The following is a 17,639-nucleotide window of genomic DNA, read 5'->3' as shown; positions in this document are numbered from 1 at the left end:
AATCGCCCGGCGCTCGCTATCGCCGACCAGATCGTGGAACTCGGGATCCTCCGAACCGCTGGTAGACATCTGAAGCCGACCTACGAATCCCGCACTTTACATAGGCAATTCAGCGGGGATACCATCTGGTCTGATTCGGGCGAGCCGCCGGTCGGGCATCGGATATGCCACGAACTAGATTGTTGCTGGAGGTAGCTTCACCCGTGTTGTCCTGGTCTATGGAAGCTGTCCGGGACTGGCTCATAGCTAGAACCGCCGCCCTCAGTGGGTTGGATCCCCTTGCGATCGATGGACGTGAGCCGTTTACCAGCTACGGGCTCGACTCGCTGATGTTGACGGTGCTCGCCGACGAATTGAGTGAGGCAGGGGGACACCCCGTTTCGCCAGTCCTGTTTTGGGCGCATCCGTCGCCGATCACTCTGGCGCGCAGGCTGACCGGAGCCGCCTCGACGTCACCGGTGCAGCGCGAAACGCCGGATCAACAGCTTTCGATCGCCATCGTCGGTCTTTCTTGCCGGTTCCCCGGCGCTCCCGACCCGATGGCATTCTGGCGATTACTCAGCTCGGGCGCCGACGCGCTCACCGAACCGCCGGATGGTCGATGGCGCGACGGTCCGCCGCGCGGCGGGTTCCTCGACCGGATCGACGAGTTCGACCCGGAGTTCTTCGGTATATCTCCCCGTGAGGCTCCGCACGTCGACCCGCAGCAACGGCTCATGCTCGAACTGATGCAGGAAGCTCTCGATGACGCGGGTATTCCGCCCAGCGGTCTCGAAGGCAGCCGGACCGGAGTTTTCGTCGGTGCGATGTGGAGTGAGTACGGAGCGGGAATTCGTGCGGACCCCGACCTGGTCACCCAGCACACCTTGGCCGGAGGCGATCCGAGCATTATTCCCGCCCGATTGTCCTACACGCTCGGTGCGCGCGGCCCGAGTCTTCAGGTGAACACCGCATGCTCGTCGTCACTGGTAGCGGTCCACCTCGCGGCGCAGAGCGTGCGTGAAGGCGAGTGCGATCTCGCCTTGGTCGGTGGTGTGAGCCTGATGCTCGCGCAGGACACGGTGCACGCACTGTCCCGGCTCGGCGCGCTGGCACCAGACGGGCGGTCCAAGGCGTTCGACGCGCGTGCGGATGGATACGGCCGCGGCGAAGGTGGCGGGATGGTCGTACTCAAGCCGCTCGATCGGGCGCTCGCCGACGGTAATCCGATTCACGGTGTGCTCAAGGGCAGCGCGGTCAACCACGACGGATTCAGTAACGGCCTGACCGCGCCGAGCCCGCTGGCCCAGGAATCCCTGCTGCGCAGCGCTTATCGCCGAGCGGGGGTTGCGCCTGCCGAGGTCGGGTACGTCGAAGCGCACGGAACGGGAACGGCGCTCGGTGACCCGATCGAGGCGAGCGCGCTGGGCGCGGTGCTCGGCGCGGGCCGGTCTCGCGACCAGCTGCTGCCGGTCGGTTCGGTCAAAAGCGCGATCGGCCATCTCGAGCCTGCGGCCGGGATCGCCGGGCTGATCAAGGTGCTGCTGGCGATGCGGCATCGCACCGTGCCGCCATGCGGCCAGTTCGAGGAAGCCAACCCGAATATCCCTCTCGGTGAATGGGGTTTGCGGGTGCCTAGGCGGGCGGAACGGTGGCACGGTGACGCAGAGGGCCGCCTCGTCGCCGGGGTGAGTGCGTTCGGCTTCGGCGGCACGAACTGCCATGTGGTCCTCGAGAGCGGCGATTGCGCTCCGGTCTGCCTGTTGCCCCTTGCCGCGGGCACCGAAGACGGCCTCCGTGCCGCGGCGCGGGAGCTGGCGTCCGCTCGGGACCTGACGCCGATCGCCCGACTGTGCGCCGCCGCGTCGGTCGAGGCGGACGGCTCGCACCGGCTCGCACTGTCCGTTCGCGACCGCGACGATATCGCCACGGGCGCCGAGAAATTCCTCAGCGGCCGTGCCGGGGCTGGAATCAGCACCGGGATTGTCGACCGCGACCGGCCGAAGATCATGTTTCTGTTCGGCGGCCAGGGTGGGCAGTGGACCGGGATGGGTGCGCCGTTGTTGCGTGAGCCCGCGTTCCGCTCGGCCATCATGCGGTGCGAGACCGCGCTGCGCCCACACGTCGACTGGTCCCTCACCCGGCTGCTGACCTCAGCCGACGAGAGCTGGATCGAGCGTACTGAGCTGGCCCAGCCGGCGATCTTCGCGATGCAGATCGCCCTGACCCACCTGTGGCGATCACAGGGAGTCGAGCCGGATGCCGTCGCTGGGATGAGCATGGGTGAAGTCGCCGCCGCGCACGTCGCCGGAGCGATCACTCTCGATGATGCCGCGCTGATCATGTGCAGGCGCAGCGCGATCGCCGCCAGACTGTCCGGCCACGGCGGAATGGCCGTGCTCGACCTGTCCGCTGAGGACACGAACGACCTGCTGTCCCGGCACGGCGGTGACGTATGGGTCGCAGGCAGCGCGAGCCCGGGATCCACGGTCGTCTCCGGTGATCGATCGGCGATCGAGGCGATACGGGACGAACTCGCCGCGCGCTCGGTCGCGTCGGCGTGGATCAGGGTCGACTACGCCTCGCACAGTCCCTACGTCGACTCGGTGCTGCCCGACTTACGGGCCGCGCTCGCTGACCTGCGGCCCGGCGAGACCCGGATACCGTTCTACTCCGCGGCCACCGGGGCGCAGATGAAGGGCGCGCTGCTCGATGCCGAGCACTGGGTGCGCACCGAACGCGAACCATGGCGATTCGACACCGTGATGGGACACCTGCTCGCCGGGGGCCGCCAGATCTTCGTCGACGTGGACCCGCATCCGATCCTCACGTCGGTGGTCGAGCAGCACGGCGGCACGGCGCTGCCGACATTGCGCCGTGCGGACCGCGACCGCTCCACCTTGATCGACTCGATGGGCGCGCTGTACACCCTGGGCGCCGCCCAGCCGCCGACGGACCGGGGCCGGACGGAGTTGCTGGTGCTCTCCGCCCGCTCTCGCGATTCCCTGCTGGCATCGGCGGCCACGATGGCACTCGAACTCAGCGATGCCGACGACATCGCCCTGCGCGATTTGTGTTACACGGCCGCGGTGCGGCGGGACCACCACGAATACCGGCTCGCGGTGACAGGTTCATCTTCGAAGGAGCTGGCCGATTCATTGCGTGCCACGGCTGTGGGGACCATGCCCGGCAACACATGGATGGGCAGCGTGGCTCGTGGCGAACGGCGAGCGATCGTGTTCGTGTGCTCCGGCCAGGGTTCGCAGTGGGCCGGTATGGGCCGGAACCTGTTGCGTGCCGAGCCGGTGTTTCGCGCGGCTGTCGAAGAATGCGAGAAGTGGTTACGGCCGCTGACCACCTGGTCGCTTACGGCCGAGCTGACCGCGCCGGTGGAACGTAGCCGCCTCGATGAGACCGCGGTCGCGCAGCCGGCTCTGTTCGCTGTCCAGGTGGGGATCGCGCGACTGTGGCAGGAATGGGGGCTTGTGCCGGACGCGTTGATCGGCCACAGCTTCGGCGAAGTCACCGCCGCGTACCTGGCCGGGTCGCTGTCCCTCGCCGAAGCGGTCGAGGTGGTGTATCACCGGGGCCGGTTGATGCAGGCCGCGGCCGGAGAAGGTGGGATGGCTTCGGTGGAGCTGCCCGCCGAGCGGGTGCGCGACCTGCTGAGCGCGTACCAGGGTGAGCTCACGATCGGCGCGATCAACGATCCCGATTCGACCGTCGTGTCCGGTGACGCCGCCGCGCTGGCCGACTTGCTCGGACGGCTGCGCGGCGAGGGGATCGCATACCGTGAACTCCGGGTCGGTTACGCGTTCCATAGTGCGCGGATGAACCCGGCCGGGCGTGAATTGTCTCGAGCGCTCGGCACGCTTACTCCGGGGCCGAACCGGTTGCCCATCTACAGCACAGTCTCCGGAAAACTCGTCGACGATCAGCGATTCGACGCGGACTACTGGGCACGAAACGTGCGGGACACCGTGCGATTCGCGGACGCCATGAACGGGGCGATCTCCGACGGATACCGGGTTTTCCTGGAGATCGGCCCGCATCCGGTACTGCTGGAGAACGTCCAGCGATGCCTCGCTGCCCGCCGGATCGATGGTCACGCCGTTGGTTCGCTGCGCAAGGGCGAGGACGAACGATCCGCGCTGCGCCGCGCGGCCGGCGCACTGTACGCCGGTGGCTGCTCGCCAGATTTCGATCGGCTACTCGAGACCGGCAGGGTCGTTTCGCTGCCCGCTTACCAGTGGCAACGGAAGCGATACTGGCTCGCGGCCGACCGGCGTACCGCGCTCGCCGGCGACGACGGGGGCCATCCGCTGCTCGGCACAGGCCTGATCTCGGCCGTAGAGCAGGGAACCTGCTACTGGCAACGCGCGCTGGACCCGGTAAGGCTGCCGTATCTCGCGGACCTCACGGTGCGCGGGGACACCGTGATCTCCGCGGCCACGTTCGCCGAAATGGCGTTGGCATCGGGCGCCGAGGCGTACGGAACCGAGGACATCGCCGTTACCGATTTGGTGTTCGAGCGCATGCTGGAAGTGACCGCGGCCGCGGTGCCCACGACTCAGACGGTGATCAGCACGCGGGAGGGACTCTTCCAGGTATTCGGCCCCCACGGTCCGGATCGGGTGCGGCACGCACTGGCCACCGTCGCGCCGGACACCGAAAAGCCGGATGTGCGCGAGGCGCCCGCCCTGATTCGGCACCGCTGCACCACGCACCGAGACCGGACCGAGCACTACCGCGCGCTGGCCGGGGCGGGGCTGGGAATGGGAGAGCACCTTCGTGGGGTATCGGAGCTGTGGTTCGGCCACGAGGAAGTGCTTGCCCGGCTCGTGCCGCCGGAGCGGCCACATGCTCGAGAGACCGGTTACCGCATCCCTCCCTCGATGCTCGACGCCGGTCTGCAGGCGCTGATCGCCCTGTGCAACGGTTCGTCCGGAAGCAATGTGGTGACCGGGATCGGTCGGTTGCGAGTGCATCGGACCCCGGCGGGCTCGGTATGGGCGCACGGCCGATCAGCGGGGTCGGGCGGCGACCTCTACCTGCTCGACGACGACGGCCGGGTACTGGTGCAGGCCGAGGGCGTGCGCCTACGGCCGCTCAGAGAACCCGATCCGGTCGAAGATTGCCTGTACACGGTGGAATGGCGCGAAAGAGCAGATCCACAACCGGTGGGAGATCGGGCCGGGTCGTGGATCGTGTTGGCGGGCGAGGATCGCCTCGGCGCTGAACTCGCGGAAGAGCTGCGGGCTCGAGGCAAGCAGTGTGATCTGGTCACCGCGCAGGGAGCGGACCCGACCGGAACGAAGTCTCTGCGTGCGGTTCTGACCGGAACGGCGCCGACCGGGGTAGTGCACGTCGGAAGTCTCGGCAGCGCGAGCCTGCGGGGGGTGGCCGACGTGTTGGCCGGAATGGGCTGGCGCGATCAGCCACGGTTGTGGGTGGTGACTCGGGCCGCCCAGGCAGTCGGCGAGCACATCTCGGCGGTGGATGTCGACCAGGCAGCGTTGTGGGGACTCGGCAGGGCGATCGGGCTCGATCATCCCGGGCTATCGGTCACGCGGGTGGATCTTGCCGCGCCGACCACACTCGATGAGGCAGCCACGCTGGTGACGGCTATGCTCAGCGATGATCGGGAGACCGATGTCGCCCTGCGTCCCGGTGGCCGGTTCGTGGCCAGGCTGGTCCGCGCTCCGGACGTCCGTGAGCGAGTGGCGACGTTACGGGCGGACGGCGCATACCTGATCGTCGGCGCGGATGCCGCACTCGCGGAGTCGTTTGCCAGGTGGATGACCGACCGTGGTGCGCGCAACATCGTGATCCTGAACCGAGACGGCACCATCGGGCCGATCAGCTTTCCGGGGGCGCAGGTGTCGACCATCGACACGTGCGCGACCGACGACCTGGAGATGACCGGGCTGATCACCGAGATCGAGAGTGCGTCGGGCCCATTGCGCGGGCTCATCCACGCCGAGGGCGAGGACAGCGCGTGGCGGTGGCACCAACACACGCTCGATCGCGAGCTGGATCTCTTCGTACTCTGCTCATCGGTCGCCTCGTTGTTCGGGTCCCCGGGCGACTCGATGGCAAGCGCACGAGTGAACGCGATCGCACACCATCGCCGTGCCCGCGGCCTGCGCGCACTGAGCCTGCACCTCGCGCAGGCCGGCATGCCGACACACGGCATCGCCGACGTGTCCTCGGCGGATCTTGCGCGAGCACTGGACCACGGGGTATGTGCGGATCTCGGTCAACTCGCGGTCATGAAGCTGAACCTCCGGCACTGGTTCGAATCGTTTCCCAGCGTGGCGGGGACACCGCTGTTCGACGAGCTCGAATTCCGTGCCTCGGGGATCGCCACCGCGTTCGCCGACAGGCTGGCCGCGACCAACGCGCCGGAACGGGCGGGGTTGATCGAAGAGCACCTGATCGAGCAGGTCTCCCTGACGCTGCAACGAGATCCCCCGAGCCTGAGTCGCCAGTCGACGTTCCAGGACATGGGCATGGACTCGCTGATGGCGGTGGAGCTACGCAACCGGTTGGAATCGACGCTCGGCGTGCGGTTGTCCGTCGCACTGGTGTTCACCTACTCGACCATCGCCACGCTCGCCGAGTTCATCGCGGACGAACTCGCGGTGACCGAGACTCCGGCCGCAGAACCGGAACCGGACGATCGGCCTTCCATGGCAGCGGACATTGATCTGCTCTCCGACGAGGAAGCCGAGGCCATGCTGCTGGAGAGCATCCGGCTCGTCGAACAGGAACAGCATGATGACTGAGCAGACATCGCCGGTGAAGAAGGCCCTGGCGGCTATGCGGACCCTGCAAGCCCGGCTGGACCGGGAACTGATGGCGAAGACCGAGCCGATCGCCGTTGTCGGCATGGGCTGCCGTGTGCCGGGCGGCGGCCGCGACCCCGACGAATTCTGGCGACTGCTCGACGACCGCGTCGATGCGATCACCGAAGTGCCTCCGGACCGGTGGGTTGGTGAGGTCGGCAGTCCGGCGCGCTGGGGTGGCTTTCTGTCTGATGTGGACACATTCGACGCGGCCTTCTTCGGCATCGCGCCCCGGGAGGCCGAGGCGATGGACCCCCAGCAGCGCCTACTGCTGGAAGTGGCCTGGGAGGCACTGGAACAGGCCGGGCACGCTCGGCCCGACCGGCTGGCCGGCTCGAGAACCGGTGTCTTCACAGGTGTCGTCGTCACCGACTACGACCGGCTGAGCCGCGGAAACCGGGACATCTACACGGTGACCGGCAACGGGCACTCGTTCCCCGCAGGACGGCTGTCCTACGTGCTCGGTCTCCAAGGGCCCAGCATTGTCGTGGACACGGCGTGCTCCTCGTCCTTGGTCGCCGTGCATCTCGCGGTCCAGAGCCTCCGTTCCGGAGAGAGCGCGATGGCGCTGGCCGGTGGGGTCAACCTGATGCTGGCCAGAGACATGACCGACATGCTGGCCAGCTCGCGCGCGCTGTCCGAGGACGGGCGATGCAAAACCTTCGATGCGCTGGCCAACGGCTATGTCCGGGGCGAGGGCTGCGGGATGCTGGTCCTGCGACGGCTTTCCGACGCGGTGGCCGACGGCGATCCGGTGCTCGCGGTGATCCGTGGTTCAGCGGTGAACTCCGACGGCCGTTCCTCCGGGCTGACCGCGCCGAACGTCTCGGCGCAGAAGGCTTTGCTCCGTCAGGCTTTGCGTAGCGCTCGCGCCGACGCGGCGGACATCAGTTATGTCGAGACGCACGGCACCGGAACGCCGCTCGGTGATCCGATCGAAGTGGACGCGCTTGCCGACGTGCTCGGCGGGTTGCGGGCCGACGGTTCGCGTTGCGTGCTCGGCGCGGTGAAGACCAATATCGGGCATCTCGAGGCGGCCGCTGGGGTGATAGGGCTGATCAAGGTCGTGCTCGCGCTGCAGCGGGAGCGTATCCCGGCGAACCTGCACTTGCGCACCGTCAATCCCAGGATCGACCTCACCGGAACCGCCCTGGTTCTGCCGAGTGATCCGGTCGCGTGGCCGAAACGCGACGGTGCGACGCGGATGGCGGGTGTCAGCTCGTTCGGTATCAGCGGCACCAATGCGCACGTCATCGTCGCCGATCCGCCGGAGCAGGCCGAGCCTTCCGCGACCGAACCAGGACCGGCACTGGTGCCGATCTCCGCGCGCGATGCGGGCGCGCTGACCGATTTGGTCGCTGCGTTCCGCGCCAGGCTCGATGAGCGGCAGGCCGACATCCGGGATATCGCCTACACCGCGGCTGTCCGCAGGCATCATCATCAGTACCGGGCCGCCCTGGTGCTGCCCGGTGACGGGCCGCCGCGGCTGGTGCCCGGCGCCGAGCCGGACGAACGGCCGCGAGTGGTGTTCGTGTTCTCTGGTCAAGGCTCGCAGTGGCTCGGCATGGGGCGAGCACTGCTCGCCGGTGAGCCCGCGTTCCGAGCGGCTGTCGAGACATGCGACCACGCGATCCGAAACGAGACCGGATGGTCCGTTATCGATGAATTGACCGCAGGTCCATCCACGTCGCGGCTCGACCGGGTGGACGTCGTGCAGCCGGTTCTGTTCGCGATGGAGGTCGCGTTGGCGGCACTGTGGCGATCGAAGGGCATCGAGCCGGACGCCGTCATCGGGCACAGCATGGGTGAGGTGGCCGCCGCGCATGTGGCCGGCGCGCTCACGCTGACCGACGCGGCTCGCATCATCTGCCGCCGCAGCGGATTGCTGCGCGGACTGGCCGGGCGCGGCGCGATGGCACTGGTGGAACTGCCGCTCGAGCGAGCGAGCGCGGCGCTGTCCGGATTCGCCGATCAGGTGTCGATCGCGGCGAGCAACAGCGCGCGCTCGACCGTGCTCTCCGGCGACCCGGACACGCTGGAGGAGGTTCTGGCCGAGCTGACCGGCGCGGGGGTGTTCTGTCGACGGATCAAGGTCGAGGTCGCCGCGCACAGCCCACAAGTCGATGTCATCACCGATGAGCTGAGTCACCAACTCGGTGCGCTGACGCCGGAGGCCACCACGGTGCCGATGTGGTCCACCGTGCTCGGAAAGGTCTGTGACGGGGCCGAGCTGGATACCGCCTACTGGATACGCAACCTTCGTGAACCAGTGTTGTTCGCGCAGACGGTCCGTGACTGCATGACGCTGGGGCGCACGGTATTCGTCGAGCTGACCCCACACCCGATCCTGCTGCCCTCGATCGAAGAGGACGGAGGCCTGGTCGTTCCGTCCGGGCGGCGTGAACACGATGAGCGCGCGGTTTTCCTCGAATCGCTTGCCGCACTGTACGTCCGAGGCTGCCAGGTGGACTGGCCCGCCCTCCACCCGAGCGGCGGACGCTGCGTGCCACTGCCCGCTTATCCGTGGCGACGCCAGCGGTACTGGGTGGATCGAACTCCGGCTGCGCGCGCCGACCACGGGCATCCATTGCTCGGTGAGCCGGTCAGCCCGGCAACCTCACCGGGTACCCGGATCTGGGAGCGCGAGCTGAATCTGCCGTACCTGGCCGACCACATGGTGGACGGGGCGGTGGTGTTCCCGGCGTCGGGCTATGTGGAGATGGCGCTCGGCGCGTGCGGACGATCGATGGTGTTGGAGGACCTCGCCTTCGACCGGATGGCGATTCTCGCAAAAGACGGCTCCGGGCACGTCCAGTTCATCGAGGACTCCGACCATTTCCAGGTGTATTGCCGAGCGACAAGGGACGAACCGTGGGTTCACTGCGCGCACGGAACCGTTCGTCATGGTGGCGGGGGGCCGCCGATGGCCGAGCCCCCGTCGTCCGTGCGGGAACGGTGCGGCAGCGAGGTAGCCGTAGCCGAGCACTACGCGCGGTATGCCGGGCGAGCTATCGACTACGGCCCGGCTTTCCGTGGTGTGCAACGAATCTGGACCGGTGACGGGGAGGGCGTGGCCTTGGTCGAGTCGACCGGATCGTCCTCGGGGTATGTCTGCCACCCTGCACTGCTGGACGCTTGCTTCCAGGTGCTCGGCAGCGTGCTACTCGACCAGCGGGCGAGCGGCGGGGTCATTCCGATTCGGATCGACCGGCTGCGAGTCCACCGGCCACCTGGCGACCGTGTGTGGGTACACGCACGCGCCCGGTCCACCGAGGACAGCGGGGATCTGCTGGTGCTCGACGAAGACGGCACGGTGCTGATCGAGGTCGAGGGTTTGACAGTGGCAAGGCCTGCCGGACCGGGACCGTACCGGGACTGGCTCTACCAGGTGGCATGGCGCGCCGCCGAGCGGCTCGTTGCCCCGGATCGTCGCGAGGGGTCTCCCGGGACGTGGCTGGTGCTCACCGACTCCACCGGTGTCGGTGCAGGTTTGGCCACGCTGCTCGAACAGCGTGGCCAAACCTGCGTACTGATCGACAAGCGGGATATCGACGTCGCCGACGACGACGCGTGGAGCACGTTGCTCGACAACGTCACCGCCGGTGGCGAAAGAGCCTGCGTCGGGGTAGTGCATCTGTGGAGCCTGGACACCACAGCTACCGAACACGTCACCGCCGACACGCTGACCGCCGATCAGCACATCACCGGACTCACTACCGTGCGCCTCGTCCGCGCGCTCGCTCGCCTCCGTCTGCGGGACCATCCCCGGCTGTGGTTGGTCACCAGAGGCGCACAGCAGGTGGGCTCCGAGCCGGTCGAGGTGTCCCAAACTCCGTTGTGGGGATTGGCAAGGACATTGAGCGTCGAGCATCCCGAACTGGAGTGCGTGCGGGTCGACCTCCGATCGGGTTGGGCGCCAACCCGTTGCGCCGACGAACTCCTTCCCGAACTGGTCGGGCCGGACGGTGAGGACGAGATCGCTTTACGGGAGGAAGGGCGGAATCTGGCGAGGTTGGTACGGGCCTCGGTCGAGCCAGGGGATGTCGAATTGTCCTTCGCCCGGGGCACGTACCTGATCAGCGGCGGGCTCGGCGGGCTCGGCATCGGTTTGGCGCGCTGGCTGGCCGCGCACGGTGCGCGGCACCTCGTGCTGGCCGGACGGCATGATCCGGTTCCTGACGTGCAGGCCAGAATCGACGAGCTCAGGAGGGAAGGCGTCGAGGTCGTGGTCGCCCGGGCGGACGTGGGCCGGCGCCAGGACGTGGCCGCGATGCTCGCGGACATCGATGACCGGCTGCCGCCACTGCGCGGAGTGCTGCACGCGGCCATGGTGCTCGACGATCGGACCATTCTGGAACTGGATGCCGAACGGTACGACCGCGTGCTGGCACCCAAGATGCGGGGCGCTTGGAATCTGCATGAGCTCACCGAGGACCGGGAGCTGGAATTCTTCGTGATGTACTCCTCGGCCTCTGCCCTGCTCGGCTCGCCGGGACAGGGCAACTACGCGGCCGCCAACGCATTTCTCGGCGCGCTCGCCCGGCATCGGGACCATGGTGGCCGAAAAGCCCTGTGCGTGGACTGGGGGTTGTACTCGCAGGAAGGAATCATGGCAGAACGCAACACCGAAGGGCAGCGACTCGCGCATCGAGGAGTTGGCACCCTGACCCCCGAACAAGGTACGGACATCCTCGGTCTGCTGTTGGGTGGCAGCACCAGCCAGATCGCTGCGGCCAATCTCGATCTGCGACAGTGGCTGGCGTTCTACCCGGTTCTGGCCGGTGCGTCGCTGTTCACCGAACTCGGTGACGATGACCGGGAGAGTGCGAGCAGACCATCGGATCCGTGGTTGGCGGACCGGCTGCGCGCGGCGACACCTGCCGAACGCCCGCGATTGATCGATGACGTCGTCACTGAGCAACTCGGCCGGATCCTGCACCTCGACGCCGCTTCGATCGACCGGAAGGCGCCGCTGACGACCATGGGAGTCGACTCGCTGATGGCGCTCGAACTCAGGAACCGGCTGGAGGCGGCGCTCGGCGTCCGGCTGTCCGCGACGCTGCTGTACAGCGCACCGACGGTGCGGGCATTGAGCGAACAGCTACTCGACGTACTCGGCATGGCCGAGCCCGAGGAGGTCATCGAAGAGGTCGATGACCTTCGCGACCTGCTGGCGCAGATCGACGATTCGATCGACCGGCTCGAACGCAGGCAGCTGCCGTGACCGTCATCGATGAGGAAGGCTACCGCTCGCGTCTGGTGAAAGCGGCTGCCGCGCTGCGGAGCCTGGAGGCCGAGGTTGCCCGGCTGACGCGGCAGCAATCCGAACCTGTCGCCGTGATCGGCATGGGCTGCCGTTTCCCCGGCGGCGCCGACGACCCGGAATCATTTTGGACGTTGCTTTCCGACGGCGTCGACGCGGTGTCCGAGCGGCCGGCTGGCGGCACCGGCGATGCCGCGCGAACCGGTGCCTTCCTTTCCGCTGTCGACGGTTTCGACGCGGCGTTCTTCGGGATCTCGCCGAAGGAGGCGGCGGCGCTGGATCCGCAACATCGACTGCTGCTCGAGGTCGCGTGGGAAGCGCTGGAAGATGCCGGCGTGGTGACCGAGCGGCTGGCCGGTAGCAGAACCGGTGTGTTCGTCGGCATGAGCAGCAACGACTACCTTCTGCTCAGCGCCAGGTCCGGCGCGATGGGCGCGTACGCGGGCACCGGAACGGCCCACTGTTTCGGCGCGGGCCGGTTGTCGTACCTGCTCGGACTGCGTGGGCCGAGTCTCGCGGTGGACACCGCGTGCTCATCGTCGCTGGTTGCGGTACACCTGGCGATCCGCAGTCTGCGGACAGGAGAGAGCTCGCTAGCGCTGGCTGGGGGAGTGAACCTCGTTCTCGACGAGTCGGTGACCCAGATAGTCGCCGATCTGCAGGCGCTGTCGCCGGACGGCCGGTGTCGCGCATTCGACGCGCGTGCGAATGGGTTCGTCAGGGGCGAGGGTTGCGGAATCGTGGTGCTGAAGAGATTGTCCGACGCGCTGGCCGACGGTGATCGGGTGCTTGCCGTGCTGCGGGGTTCCTCGATGAACTCGGACGGTCGCTCGGCCGGACTGACCGCGCCGAACCCGCTGGCGCAAAAGGACATGCTGCGTCAGGCGTTCGCCGATGCGCGTGTGCGGCCCGACGAGATCGGATACGTGGAGACCCACGGCACCGGAACCGCGCTCGGGGACCCGATCGAGATCGAGGCCTTGACCGAAGTTTTCGGCGAACCGGAGCCGGACAGCGGCGGTTGTGTACTCGGCGCCGTCAAGACCAACATCGGGCATCTCGAAGCTGCCGCCGGGATCGCCGGATTGATCAAGGCGGTACTGGCATTGCGGAATGCGGAGATTCCCCGGAACCTGCACTTCAGCAGCCTGAATCCGAGGATTTCCCTGACCGGAACACCATTCGTGATCCCGAAGACGGCCGTGGCGTGGCCTCGGGGCGATCGGCCACGGATCGCAGGCGTCAGTTCGTTCGGCATGAGCGGCACCAACGCTCATGTCGTCGTCACCGAAGCGCCTACGCCCGAGCAAGTGCCACCGCGCGCCGGGCCCGTTGTGGTGCTCCCGCTGTCGGCACGAAGCCCGGCGGCGCTGACCGAGCTGGCTTCGGCACACGCGAGTGTCCTCGAGCGGGGCAACGACCCGCACGATATCGCCTACACAGCGGGGGCACGGCGCGATCATCACGAGTGGCGGACCGCGGTGGTCGGCGAGTCCGGAGCCGAATTGGCCGAGAAGCTGCGCGCCTTCGCACGGGACGGCGCCACCGTGGCACGAGCCGACGCACCGCCTGCGCTCACCTATGTCTTCTCCGGACAGGGCTCGCAGTGGATCGGCATGGGACGGCAATTGCAGTCCAGCGAGCCGGTTTTCGCCGCTGTGCTCGGTCAATGCGATGAACTCATCGCGAAGAACACATCGTTCTCGCTGCTCGCGGAGCTGGCCGCGCCACCGGATCGGTCGAGGTTGCAGCGCACCGAGATCGCCCAGCCCGCGCTGTTCGCTTTCCAGATCGCGCTGACCGCCCTGCTGTCCTCATGGGGCGTCCGACCGGACGCGGTCATCGGGCACAGTGTCGGTGAAATCGCCGCAGCGCATGTCGCGGGGGCGTTGAGCCTCGCGGAAGCTATCAGGATCGTGGTGTCGAGAGGCCGGATCATGGCGCGAGCAGCCGGTTCGGGGACGATGGTCGCGGTCGAGCTCACCCACGATGAGGTCGCGGCCTCGTTGTCTACCATCGGTACGTCGGTCGCTGTGGCGGCGATCAACGACGACAAATCCGTTGTGCTGTCCGGCACGGTGGAAGAGCTGCACACCGTGCTCGGCCCACTTCAGCGACAAGGCGTTCGCTGCCGCCGGCTGCCTGTCGACTATGCGTTCCACTCGCCGTCGATGGCTCCGCTGGCCATGGAACTCGCGCAGGAACTCGGTACGGTGGAGGCAGGCCGGACCGCATGCCCTCTGTACAGCACGGCACGCGGAGACCGGATCGCCGGAAACGAATTGACCACGGATTACTGGGCGGACAACGTCCGGCATCCGGTCCGGTTCGCCGACGCCGTGCATACTGCCGCCAGAGATGGGCAGCGGCTCTTCCTCGAGATAGCACCGCACTCTGTGCTCTCCGGCCATGTCGCGAACTGTCTCGGCGCGCGGGCGGCGATACCGACGCTGCGCAGGGAACGCCCGGAAACGCGCAGCCTGCTGAACTCTGTCGCCGATCTCTATACCGCGGGGTATCCAGTGGACTTCGGCGCCCTTTACCCGGATCGCCGCCCGGTGGTGTCGTTGCCACACTATCCGTGGCAGCGCAGGCGTCACTGGCTCGACACCCCGGAACCCCCACGCGATCAGGTCCCCGTCGAGCCGGTGCATTGGCTCGAGAAGTTGATCGGGCTGCCGGACGGCGAGCAGGAGGCAGCGATCGAGTCAGCGGTACGCGCGGATGCGGCTACCGTGCTCCAGTTGTCTTCGCCATCCGATGTCCCGGTCGACGGCAAATTCACGGAATTGGGCATGGATTCGCTGATGACCGTACAACTGCGGCACGAACTGGCCGCGCGAACAGGCCTCGCGCTGCCATCCACCCTCGCCTTCGAACACCCGACCCCACGGGCGATCACTCGGTACTTGCTGAAGATAGTCGCGGAGCGCGAAGAGGATGGATCATGATGAAGGTTTACGGGACAGCCACCAGCGCGTGTACGCACAAAGTGCTGATGGTGCTGGCGGAGAAGGATCAGCAAGCCGAGCTGGTCGAGGTCAGTGTTCTCAAAGGACACGACAAGTCGCCGGAACACCGGCAACGCCAGCCCTTCGGTGAGATTCCGGTACTCGAAGACGACGGGTTCCTGCTGTATGAATCGCGGGCGATCATCCGCTATCTCGATCAGCGGCTGCCGGGCCCCGCGCTGACGCCGGACAACCTTCAGCTGCACGGGCTGATGGAACAGTGGATCAGCATCGAGCAAAGCTATGTCAGCGGCCCGGTGTGGGAGCTGGTCCGTGGCGGCCCCGTCTACGAGATCATCCGGAGCAGCCCCGCTGCTGCGCTGTTGCCGCCGCCGCCGGACCAGGACGCTATCGCCGCTGCCCGCGCTGCACTAGCGACACCTTTCGACGTAGCGGACGCCACGCTGTCCAGGCAGGAGTTCCTCGCCAGCCCCGAGTTCTCACTCGCCGAGGTCACCTGGTTGCCCTACTTGCAATATCTGGTCGCCTCGGGCGGCGCGGACCTGATCGATGCGCGGCCGAACCTGGCGCGGTGGTGGCGGGAGATCAGTGGAAGGCCGACCTGGCTTCGAGTCGGCAAGGTGCTGGAGCGACCCGAATGAACCAGTTCGACCTGTGGGGTGAGCAGATGCGGGTCGATCCGTTGCCGACGCTGGCGCGGATGCGTGCCGAGGCACCGATCGTCCGGCTGTTCAATCCGCATCAGGGGGCGCCCGAGTGGCGCGTGACCCGCTACGCCGACGTGGTCGAACTGTTCCGTGATCCCCGTTTCAGCAAGGACAAGCGGAAACTGTCCGATCAGGCGCGCTCCCGGTACTTCCGGGTCACCGAATTCGATCGGTTGGACAAGCACATGCTCTACGCCGATCCGCCCGAGCACAGCAGGTTGCGCGCACTGGTGGCCAAAGCCTTCACTCCCCGCCGAATCTCGCAGCTGCGCCCGCGCATCGCCGAGGCGACGGAGAGTCTGCTGGACCTGGCCGAGCAGCAGGACTCGGTGGACCTGCTCGACACACTGGCATTCCGGTTGCCGATCACCGTGCTGGTCGAGCTGATCGGGGTTCCGATCGAAGACCAGGAGCGGTTCCGGGAGTGGACCAGAATTCTGATCGCTCCGCCGTCGGACGGAAACTTCGACGCCCTGCGCCGGATGGCGATCGAGTTTCAGCAGTACCTCGAGGAATTCCTCGCGCTACGCCGCAGGCATCCCCGCGACGACCTCACCAGTGCGTTGATCGAGGCGCAGACGCATGGTGACCGGCTCTCATCGGTGGAACTGATGAGCATGGTCTTCCTGCTCATCGCGGCGGGTTTCGAGACGACGGGCAACCTCATCGGCAACGGAGTGTGGGCGCTGCTCCGTCATCCAGCGCAGTTGCGGCGGCTGCGCGACACGCCTGAACTCATCGAGTCGGCCATCGAGGAGGTGTTGCGATACTGCCCGCCGGTGGCAAACAGCACCGGGGCCTTTCCGCTGACCGATGTCGAGTTCCGAGGCACGGTCATTCCGGCCGAGGAACTGGTCGTCGCTTCGCTGCTGTCGGCACATCACGATGACGAACGGTTCCTCGAACCGGACCGGTTCGAAATCACCAGGACGCCGAACCAGCATCTGGGGTTCGGCCATGGCCTGCACTTCTGTCTCGGATCGTCGCTGGCAAAACTCGAGGCGCAGGTGGCTATCGGCACCCTGGTGCAGCGCTTTCCCGGACTGGGATTCGCAGCTGATCCGGACACATTGCGATGGAAGATCGGCGTATTCGTCCACGGCCTCGAATGCCTGCCTGTCACCTGGGAAGCGCGATGACGATCAAAGTGCGCCAGGCGGCGCTGGATGACCTCGACGAGATCATGGCGGTCGAGCAGGACTGGGAGGAAGCCCAGCGGGCGAGCCGGGACCAGATGACAGCTCGCCTGCGCGCCTTCCCCGAAGGATTCTGGATTTTCGAGCAGGACGATGAGGTCGTCGGAACCTTGATGGGCTTCCCGATGCACTACACGCCGGACAAGATCGCCGAACTCAGCGATTGGGATACGGTGACCGGTCACGGCTACTACCCGACGATAGATCTGGACACCGCGAACGCCATCTACCTCGCCTCCGGCTCATTGAAGCGGACCGCGCGCGGCGGAATGGCATACGCGGTGATGATGGAGACCCCGGTCGAGCTGGCCGAGCGGTTGGCGCTGGACTATGTTCTCACCGGAGCCAAGATCCCCGGCTACGACGCCTACTGCCGCCGGTTCGGTGAGATCGACGCAGGCGACTACGCGTTTCGTCAGCTCGGCGGCTGCCTCGTCGATCCGTTCCTGGAGATGTACCGGGGGCACGGCTATCTGGTGCCCGACCGACAGCACATCATCCCCGACTACTATCCGGATCCGCCGAGCAGGGACTACGGCGCGATCGTCGTACGGAACACGTCCGGTCGGTGATGCGCCAAGCCGCTCAGCCGCTTGGGCGACAGGGACGCCGCAGAAGCCGCCTGGCACATGACCGTCGAGTCCGGAATCCGCGTACCCGAGGAATTCCACCCG

Annotated in this window: 6 protein-coding genes; all 6 read left to right on the top strand. The window is 67.1% G+C overall.

From position 1 onward, the window contains the following. The first annotated feature begins 218 nt into the window (after window positions 1–218). Genes M8859_RS29825 through M8859_RS29800 form a run of 6 tightly spaced genes read left to right on the top strand, consistent with a single transcriptional unit; the run spans window position 219 to window position 17,537 of the window. Window positions 219–6,767 (top strand): type I polyketide synthase, encoded by a 6,549-nt coding sequence (locus tag M8859_RS29825; RefSeq protein ID WP_249645183.1) that lies wholly within the window; start codon window positions 219–221, stop codon window positions 6,765–6,767. Then, window positions 6,760–12,051 carry a type I polyketide synthase gene (locus M8859_RS29820; RefSeq protein ID WP_249645182.1) on the top strand — a complete coding sequence of 1,764 codons (5,292 nt, stop codon included), beginning with the start codon at window positions 6,760–6,762 and terminating at the stop codon, window positions 12,049–12,051. Before M8859_RS29825 ends, M8859_RS29820 begins: the two co-directional genes overlap by 8 nt. Continuing rightward, on the top strand, window positions 12,048–15,041 hold the full coding sequence (locus M8859_RS29815; protein ID WP_249645181.1) for a type I polyketide synthase: 2,994 nt from the start codon (window positions 12,048–12,050) through the stop codon (window positions 15,039–15,041). The genes M8859_RS29820 and M8859_RS29815 overlap by 4 nt, the downstream gene beginning before the upstream one ends. Then, on the top strand, window positions 15,038–15,703 hold the full coding sequence (locus M8859_RS29810; protein WP_249645180.1) for a glutathione S-transferase family protein: 666 nt from the start codon (window positions 15,038–15,040) through the stop codon (window positions 15,701–15,703). Before M8859_RS29815 ends, M8859_RS29810 begins: the two co-directional genes overlap by 4 nt. Next, window positions 15,700–16,908, top strand: a complete 1,209-nt coding sequence (locus M8859_RS29805) for a cytochrome P450 family protein (RefSeq protein WP_195071889.1) — start codon at window positions 15,700–15,702, stop codon at window positions 16,906–16,908. Before M8859_RS29810 ends, M8859_RS29805 begins: the two co-directional genes overlap by 4 nt. After that, complete coding sequence (locus M8859_RS29800) at window positions 16,905–17,537, top strand: GNAT family N-acetyltransferase (RefSeq protein WP_159928534.1); 633 nt, start codon at window positions 16,905–16,907, stop codon at window positions 17,535–17,537. Before M8859_RS29805 ends, M8859_RS29800 begins: the two co-directional genes overlap by 4 nt. The last annotated feature ends 102 nt before the right edge of the window (window positions 17,538–17,639 follow it).

It is taken from the genome of Nocardia sputi, assembly GCF_023501985.1.
This window is presented reverse-complemented; position numbering and strand designations above follow the sequence as displayed.

What these genes read in the sequence shown, in the direction of transcription:
- M8859_RS29825 (WP_249645183.1), top strand. Translation starts at nt 219, where the DNA reads ATGGAAGCTGTCCGGGACTGGCTCATAGCTAGAACCGCCGCCCTCAGT.
- M8859_RS29820 (WP_249645182.1), top strand. Translation starts at nt 6,760, where the DNA reads ATGACTGAGCAGACATCGCCGGTGAAGAAGGCCCTGGCGGCTATGCGG.
- M8859_RS29810 (WP_249645180.1), top strand. Translation starts at nt 15,038, where the DNA reads ATGATGAAGGTTTACGGGACAGCCACCAGCGCGTGTACGCACAAAGTG.
- M8859_RS29805 (WP_195071889.1), top strand. Translation starts at nt 15,700, where the DNA reads ATGAACCAGTTCGACCTGTGGGGTGAGCAGATGCGGGTCGATCCGTTG.
- M8859_RS29800 (WP_159928534.1), top strand. Translation starts at nt 16,905, where the DNA reads ATGACGATCAAAGTGCGCCAGGCGGCGCTGGATGACCTCGACGAGATC.